Source organism: Bacillus sp. 220_BSPC (assembly GCF_001054655.1).
In the GTDB taxonomy this organism is placed as follows: Bacteria; Bacillota; Bacilli; order Bacillales; family DSM-1321; genus Peribacillus; species Peribacillus frigoritolerans.
In genome coordinates, this window is sequence record NZ_JVPL01000290.1 from 19,290 (window position 1) to 27,072 (window position 7,783).

General features: G+C 35.8%; 7 protein-coding genes. All 7 read right to left on the minus strand.

Annotated elements, in window-relative coordinates; genetic code table 11:
* Positions 1 to 73: 73 nt before the first annotated feature.
* The gene (locus ADA55_RS23295; protein WP_048687909.1) at positions 74 to 1,639 is read right to left on the minus strand and encodes a sugar ABC transporter ATP-binding protein; all 1,566 of its coding nucleotides are present in this window, start codon (positions 1,637 to 1,639) and stop codon (positions 74 to 76) included.
* Between the two features lie 80 nt (positions 1,640 to 1,719).
* A complete protein-coding gene (locus ADA55_RS23300; RefSeq protein WP_048687911.1) occupies positions 1,720 to 2,700 on the minus strand; it encodes a substrate-binding domain-containing protein in 981 nt (326 codons plus the stop codon).
* Between the two features lie 548 nt (positions 2,701 to 3,248).
* Entirely contained in the window at positions 3,249 to 4,001 is a 753-nt protein-coding gene (locus ADA55_RS23305) for a DeoR/GlpR family DNA-binding transcription regulator (RefSeq protein ID WP_048687913.1), read from the minus strand.
* Positions 4,002 to 4,613: 612 nt separating this feature from the next.
* Positions 4,614 to 4,970 (minus strand): MmcQ/YjbR family DNA-binding protein, encoded by a 357-nt coding sequence (locus ADA55_RS23310; protein WP_048687915.1) that lies wholly within the window; start codon positions 4,968 to 4,970, stop codon positions 4,614 to 4,616.
* Positions 4,971 to 5,278: 308 nt separating this feature from the next.
* The gene (locus tag ADA55_RS28905) at positions 5,279 to 5,773 is read right to left on the minus strand and encodes a hypothetical protein (RefSeq protein WP_048687918.1); all 495 of its coding nucleotides are present in this window, start codon (positions 5,771 to 5,773) and stop codon (positions 5,279 to 5,281) included.
* Positions 5,770 to 5,955 (minus strand): hypothetical protein, encoded by a 186-nt coding sequence (locus tag ADA55_RS23320; protein ID WP_048687920.1) that lies wholly within the window; start codon positions 5,953 to 5,955, stop codon positions 5,770 to 5,772. The genes ADA55_RS28905 and ADA55_RS23320 overlap by 4 nt, the downstream gene beginning before the upstream one ends.
* Positions 5,956 to 6,542: 587 nt before the next feature.
* Positions 6,543 to 7,454 (minus strand): DUF4240 domain-containing protein, encoded by a 912-nt coding sequence (locus ADA55_RS28910; protein ID WP_048687922.1) that lies wholly within the window; start codon positions 7,452 to 7,454, stop codon positions 6,543 to 6,545.
* Positions 7,455 to 7,783 lie beyond the last annotated feature (329 nt).

Consider the following 7,783-nt stretch of genomic DNA (forward strand, 5'->3'; position numbering starts at 1 on the left):
CTATTCCATAAAGAATAAAGGACATTTCCTATATTTAGGCGTTGTGAATGTGTAATAGTTTGCGTATTCCCTCTCATTTCTCTCTCCCCCCTATGGTAGCTAAACGCATAATAGTTTCCTGTGTAGCTTCTTCCTTCGAAAGCTCGCCTGTTAACCTTCCTTCACTCATGACAAGTATTCGATCACTTACCCCCAATACTTCAGGAAGTTCAGATGATATCATTAAAACGGCCAATCCTTCATCTGCAAGCTTTGAAACAATCTTGTGGATTTCAGTCTTGGCACCTATATCAACCCCTCGTGTTGGCTCATCCAGTAGTAATACCTTTGGTGCAATTGATAGCCACCTAGCGATCACTACCTTTTGTTGATTCCCACCACTTAAGTTTGATACTTGCTGTTCTGGGGAAGCTATTTTTATATTTAAGTCTTCAATATATTGGTTAGCGCTTTCATTTGCTTGCTTCCAACTAACAATTCCTGCTTTAGCGTGTTTTTTCAATTCAGCCATTATGATGTTTTCTTTTACGGACATTGATAAAAATAACCCTTGTTCTTTCCTGCTTTCAGGTACATGTGCAATCCTATTAGCAATAGCATCTATTGAGGATTTGATTTTAACAGATTGACCATCAACCAATATTTCGCCACTTTTCAACTCGGACAAACCGAAAATGGCCCTAACCAATTCTGTTCTGCCAGCACCAACAAGCCCCGCTAAACCAACAATTTCACCTGGGTAAATTTTTAAAGATACATTCTTTACAATTGTGTTATCAGAAACATTTTTCAATTCAAGTACAGGTGAAACTTCCTTTGGATTTTTTGTGCCAAAGGCTTTTGACCGATTAAACAGGTCCTTTAAATCCCGTCCTACCATCAGCTTTACGAGATGATCAGGATTTGTCTCTTCAATCGGCCCACTTGCAATCCATTCGCCGTCACGTAATACAGTGAACCTATTAGAAATTTTAAAGATTTCTTCCATTCTGTGAGAGATATATACAATGGCAACTCCCTGCTTTTTCAAATCATCAATAATTTCAAACAGCTTTTTTATTTCTTTATCTGTTAAAGAGGCGGTTGGTTCATCCATTATGAGTACCTCTGCATTAAAGGATAATGCTCGGGCGATCTCGACCATTTGTTGTTGAGCAACACTTAAGGTCGAAACCAATTGGCGTGGATTTAGATTCGACCCCATTGAATCTAACACCTCTTGGGCACGTTCATGGACCTTATCCCATTTCACCATTCCTAAACCATTTCTAGGAAAGGTGGAACCCATTAAGATATTTTCACTTATTGTTAAATTAGGAGAAAGGTTTAACTCCTGATGAATAACACTAATTCCTTTGTTCCTTGCATCAGTAGGGTCCTTCCATAAAATTGGTTGACCTTTCAAGTAGATTTTCCCACCATTGTCATCAGGTGTATGAATGCCTGCAAGGATTTTCATGAAAGTTGACTTTCCAGCGCCATTCTCTCCCATTAATGCATGTACTTCACCTGGATAAAGTTCAATCCTCACATTGTTCAATACGGTTACACTCGAGAACGTCTTACCAATCCCTTCCATATTCAACACTGGCTTTTTTAGACTTTGTTGGCCTTTAAGGGACATTTCATTCACAGCCATACCTTTATCTCACCCCTTATATTGATTTGAATCGGCTGATTAAAGGAGGAATCCTTATCAGCCTATTTATTGAAAGATTCTTACCAACCTTGGTAAGAATCTAATGTATCTTGAGTTACAATCTCAACTGGAACTTTAATAAGCTCCTCAACTTTTTCACCAGTTTTCACTTTCATTCCGATTTCAACAGCTTTTTTGATCATGTTACTAGGTGACTGAGCTGAAGTAGCAGCAATTGTACTTCCTTCCTTTGCCATTGCTTCTGTGGCTTCAGGAGCACCGTCCACTCCGACAATGAAAAATTCATCTTTACGATTCGCTTGCTCTTGAGCAATTTCAACACCAATTGCTTCTGGATCATTAATCGCAAATACAGCGTCAATAGAGCCTGATGAATTAGCTTGTAAAATACTTTCCATCACCGTTAATGCCTTTTCGCGATTCCCTTCTCCATTTTGCTTCGCGATAACTTTAATTTCGGAATCCTTTATTGCATCTTCAAATCCTTGAATACGATCAGATACAGCCGAAACAGGAGGTCCATCAATAATAACTATTTTTCCTTTTCCATCTAATTTTTCAATCACATATTCTCCGGCCAGTTTACCAGCTTGATAGTTGTCTGAAGTAACAGTGGCATCGACACCACCTTCAGCATTGGTATCTACAGCAACTACTGGAATATCAGCCGCTTTGGCCTGTTGAACAGCTGCCGCAATTCCTTTTGTATCAACAGCATTTAAAAGAATGATATCTACCTTTTTCGTAATAAAGTTTTCAATTTGAGCTGCTTGTTTGGCTAAATCATATTCAGCGCTTTCAACTAGAACTTCCGCACCTAATTCTTTTCCTGCTTCTTCAGCACCTTTAGCCATGGAGACGAAGAAAGGGTTTGCTAAACTACCCACCGCTACACCGATCGTTAATTGTTTGTTACCTTTTTGTCCTTCGTTACCGTCTGTTGATCCATTTGATGATTCACTAGCCCCACTACATGCCGTCATCGTGGCAATTACAAACGCCAAAACTAGTATTCCTATCGTTTTTACATAATTCACCATATTAGTCCCCCCTAGTTTTTGAAGATGAAAATAATTAGCTACTGAACGAGAAATTGTTACCGCTCTCAATCTCTTAAACTAGATCACCTCCTTAAATGAATATTTTTGGTTGAAACAATGGAAGTATGGTTGATTTTGATAGTTTTTCACATTGACTATTTATTGATAACGCTTTCATCCCTTGTAAAACAATATGATTACCCTTTACACATTAGAATTATAATTGATTGATTTTGGTTGTTTTTGATTGATTTTGATTATATTAGAGCTGTTTGTAATTGTCAACGGTTCCAATTATTACAAAAAATATATTGATAACATAAAATATTAAACGTTTCAAATGGAATATTTAATACATGGAGCAGATTTTCTCTCATTGTTAATTGGCCACATTACAATAAATCAAGCATTCTTTATTATATTGATAAAACAAAGGGGAAAATTTTCAATAAAATAATTTCAGAATCTTCAAAAAAAGCCGGTATTCTAAATGTCTGAATCAGACAGTTTGAATACCAGCTTTCCTTCAACGATAGCAAATTTAGTTTTTAGTCCCTCACAATAATTATCTCCGTTTTCTCCTTATATTTTCCTAACGTTATTGTACCTTCCTCATTCGTAATAACTTTTGTCTGGTTTAAATCTGCAAACTTAGAAAATGATACTTCTCCAAATTTTGTATGATCTGCTAATACAAAGGCCTCACGTGACAAAAAGATGGCTCTTTCTTTTATTTGCGCCTCTTCTGGATCTGGGGTAGTCAATCCAAAATTATAATGAATAGCGTTCGCACCCATGAAACACTTATCAAATCTGTATTTTTTTATACTTTCGTATGCATAACGTCCAACTGTTGCTTTGGTAATCTTTTTAACAAACCCACCAATAAAATATGTGCATATTTCATTTTCAAGTAATGCATCTAAATGATCAATTCCGTTTGTAATGACAACGATATCTTTTTGTCTTAAATGTTTGATCATCTGATACGTTGTTGTTCCAGCATCAAGATAAACACAGTCGCCGTCCAAAATTAGTTCTGCCGCATATTTTGCTATCTTAGCTTTTTCCTCAAGGTTCTGCGTTATTTTCTCAAACACACTTGGTTCGTCTCGTTTACTATGTAAAAGTGAAGCTCCACCATGTACACGTTTTAAGTAGTTCTGCTTTTCTAATTGATCTAAATCACGACGCAAAGTAGATTCTGAAGTATTTGTTAATTCTACTAGCTCATGAATCTTAACATTCCCCTTTTCTTTTAATAGCTTTATAATTAATTGATGCCGTTCCGTAATAAGCATGATATCTCCTCCTCGTATTACACTTCTATTTAAAGGTTCTTCGTGTATCCTTGTTTAATTAATTTTAGTATATAGAATTTTGCAGTGACATGTGAGAACTATTAGGGTATGCCCATAAGAAAAAGGAGCTGTTGATCAGCTCCTGGTAATGAAGTAAGCACCTGTTTGTTGAATAAACAATTTAAAATCCATTACCCTGGAATATTATTCTCATTAATTCAACAGCTCATAAAGTAAACGAAACCAACAAATATACTAAGACCTAAAGCTAAATTTCTCCAAAGTCCTTTCTCTCTGAGATAAGAGAAAGATATAATGATTCCACTTATCATCAATACACGAAAAGTTGTTACTCCAGGGTCTAACCATCTAACCAATATAATTAAAGCAAACTAAATAACCCCTAAATATTATTAACCACCCTTCTCCTCTAATTAATCAGTATTTTTTTATTATCGGATTATCTTCCCACTTTAAATGCATAAAGAAAAAGCTGCCTTAAAGACAGCTCCGATCTTCAGCTAACGCACCCGTTACTTTAAGTAGATTATTTCACAATCATAGTAAGTTCCACAGAAAAAGGCATAAATCCTTCCTGCTGAATCAATGCCTTCACTTTTTGAAATTAACTTTACTATTATTTTTTTTAGTTAACATATAGCTTTGTTTTATCATTTCGTAAATGTCTTCCTTTGGAACAGTACCGTCAAGAATTATCGAATTCCAATGGTCCTTATTAAGATGAAATGCCGGAACTACCGAATGGTAAAGCTGACGCCAATAATCTAAAAAACCAGGTTCACATTTCACATTAATCCAAATATGTCCATCTTTTTCAAATATCCACGCAAACACTTTCTTGTTATCTATATGTCGCATTAACGTCCAATTCTTATCACGAAATGGATAATCTTCATATGTATTACCCATTCCCAAACAGTAATCGATAGCTCCCTCTCTATTTTTCATTGTTAACCTCTTCTCTAACATAATAACTTGCTAGTTTTTTAATAAAGCTGCATCCTTAATTATAACCCCTGGACGCTTTATTGCACTAACCTGCCCCTTTAGTTCCATAAGAAAAGTAATTCTTATTAAAGAATCGCGCCCTTTAACGGAACAACTCTATTACCACTAAAAAATTCCCTTGATCCATTTTTAAATTTCAGATGTACTTTATCTTTTGGACATAAAAACACCCCTTTAGAGGATATTATCCAAAGGGGTAAAACGGTGCAACTTTATTATAAACATCGTGACTTTATTTCAAAGCCACATCATTTTCCCTTTAATTCAGCTAAATAGTGTCTTACGGCACTTTCAACTAGTTCATATACCGTCCTATCATGAATGATTGCTTGTATTTTTAGTTCCTTCATAAGTTCAACATCCATATCGAATGAAGAACGTTTTCTTATAACGTTGGTTCGTTCTATGGTTGGTGCTGATTGTTCGTTCGCTTGTTTGACCTGTTCTTTACCACTTTTTATGCCAACGTTAGAACGTTGGTTGGTATCGTTAATAGGTTCTTTATTTACATTAGTTGAAACTTTTCCTGCTGTTGCAAAGTCATAAATAAGCTGCTCTTGTACCGTTTCCTCGTCACCTTCACCAACAAAATACCAGCCTTTTTTGCCTGAATTTCTATACTCATAACCAGCTTTATTCAATGCTTTTCTTAGTGATTCTTCTGAAAGATGAACATCAGCCCTTTTGGCAATATCCGCTGGTGTATCAGTTTTAATTAACTCCAAGATTTTACCGATTTTCATTTAGTACGCTCACGGGAAAACCAATACTTTGTTTTGATATTTCGATAAGTCCCAATGTCTTTGATCAGCTCGGTAATAAGATCATAACCGCAATATGTATGCCTCAGCGTGCTAAATTCATCCAATGTGACATAATCATCACTCTTTAATTCAACGTGACACTCTCCACAACAAATCCCCATATCCAACACCTCCAATAAGTATATTGATATATTCGTCGAAACTTGGTGGCCATCCTTCTTTCGTACAAAAAACAGGTCTATTGACGGTCCTTTAATGTTTTTTAGTTTTTCAAAATTATCTAGACCTAATTATAAAAAACCTTAATAAATAAAGGAGAGTACATATTAGCCATATATAATATGTACTCTCCTTTTTTCTTTTAGTGAACTAACGCAGAACCAAAAATAAAAAGTAAGAACTCCTTTATCTTTTTGGATTCCATCATTAAATCTTCATCGTAAAAAAGTTGCATGTTTTCATATAAGGAGTGGTGAAAATTGATAATATTAATGCAAGAACAGTGAAAACCCCATATATATTTAGCACTGTTCTTATAGTAATTCCCTTCGTTTGTGGATTTTTTTCCAAACTACTAATCCTCCCATTTTTCATAATGCTTAAATGACCATACGAATAAACAGGAATAAAGTTTCTTAACAACTGGAAGTTAATGAACTATCCTGCCCCGTTAGTGCCATAAGAAAAAGCTGCCTAAAAGACAGCTCTGATCCTCAGCTAACGCCCCCGTTAGTTGAAGATTGCAAAGTTATTTCCAACCTACAACATTTGAGAAAGTCTCATAATCACATCCAGTGATATACTGAAACTCTTTTCCTGTTAGCCTTTCATATGCTTCAGTTGCTATGGAAAGCAATGGTTCGAATGTATTCTCCTTAGGCATAAGTACAGGGCATTCTAGAACCGCATTGAAAAAGCCTTCTCCTTTAGCAATTACTTCACATCGAAGGTATAAAAAAACATCAGGTGAGAAGTAATCATCCTTGTTTTTACTGTATGAATATTCGCCTATGTTTTTTGCGTGTTCCTTTGTGTCTAATAAATAAAGTTTGTAGGACATCGCTTCTTCAAATTGCTTAATATTCCTTACTCCCATTTTCTCAAGCTCTCTAACAGCCACTTCTATAACTTCATCCTCATCATTAACTGACTCCCAATCTAGAAGAGAAATTATGTACCAAAAGGATTCATCTGTCATCATCTTTCTTGGTTTCTGCGGTTTTTCCATTAGTTGTTCAATCTTTCGCTCTTCCTCTAGTATTTCTTTCTCAAAGTTATCTCTGTCATTGATCCAACGCCACTCATAAAGGGCTTCCATACCTGTTGTTTCATCCCAGGTGCCACCATAATTACTTTGTCTCATTTTTTTAGTCCCTTGAATGTTCCCAATGTAAATGAAAGTTCCAGGAATTTTACCATCAAACCAACAAATTGCAGGGGCGTTTTCAAAATAAAAACGGTTTTGCAGAAGAGTTTTACTTAAAACATTATTTTCAATCATTGGGATAGTCTCCCCTATATATGGGGTAGTAGCAAGAAGATAAGAGTTTCGATCACAGTTAACAATTCTTAATGCTCCATATCTCCCATCAGGGAGTTTTACCGCAAATACATCCCCAATTGATACTGTTTGCTTTTTTATCTTTTTTTGATTCTCCAATTGCTCTTCCTCCTGATTTACAAAAGAGTTATGAATTATATGACGTTACAAATGTTTATAAGAATCTTGATATGTGTATATCCATAGGTATATATTTCACCATTTAATTGGGGAATCCTTGTTGAACTAAACTGCCCCGTTAGCCATCCATGAAGCGCAAAATTCAGCGCTTCACCACAGAGAATGAAAATTGGTCTCTATGTCGATAATGTTTTAATGGCTGGCGAAGAAGGTCGTTGAACTATGGTGCCTTTGAGCCCATCCGTTAGTCTGACTCCGACGACCACGGTGTACCACCGACTGTCGCGCCCTTTATGGGTAGCACTCAT

What these genes read in the sequence shown, in the direction of transcription:
- ADA55_RS23320 (WP_048687920.1), bottom strand. Translation starts at nt 5,955, where the DNA reads ATGGGGATTTGTTGTGGAGAGTGTCACGTTGAATTAAAGAGTGATGAT.
- ADA55_RS23295 (WP_048687909.1), bottom strand. Translation starts at nt 1,639, where the DNA reads ATGGCTGTGAATGAAATGTCCCTTAAAGGCCAACAAAGTCTAAAAAAG.
- ADA55_RS28905 (WP_048687918.1), bottom strand. Translation starts at nt 5,773, where the DNA reads ATGAAAATCGGTAAAATCTTGGAGTTAATTAAAACTGATACACCAGCG.
- ADA55_RS23310 (WP_048687915.1), bottom strand. Translation starts at nt 4,970, where the DNA reads ATGAAAAATAGAGAGGGAGCTATCGATTACTGTTTGGGAATGGGTAAT.
- ADA55_RS23300 (WP_048687911.1), bottom strand. Translation starts at nt 2,700, where the DNA reads ATGGTGAATTATGTAAAAACGATAGGAATACTAGTTTTGGCGTTTGTA.
- ADA55_RS23305 (WP_048687913.1), bottom strand. Translation starts at nt 4,001, where the DNA reads ATGCTTATTACGGAACGGCATCAATTAATTATAAAGCTATTAAAAGAA.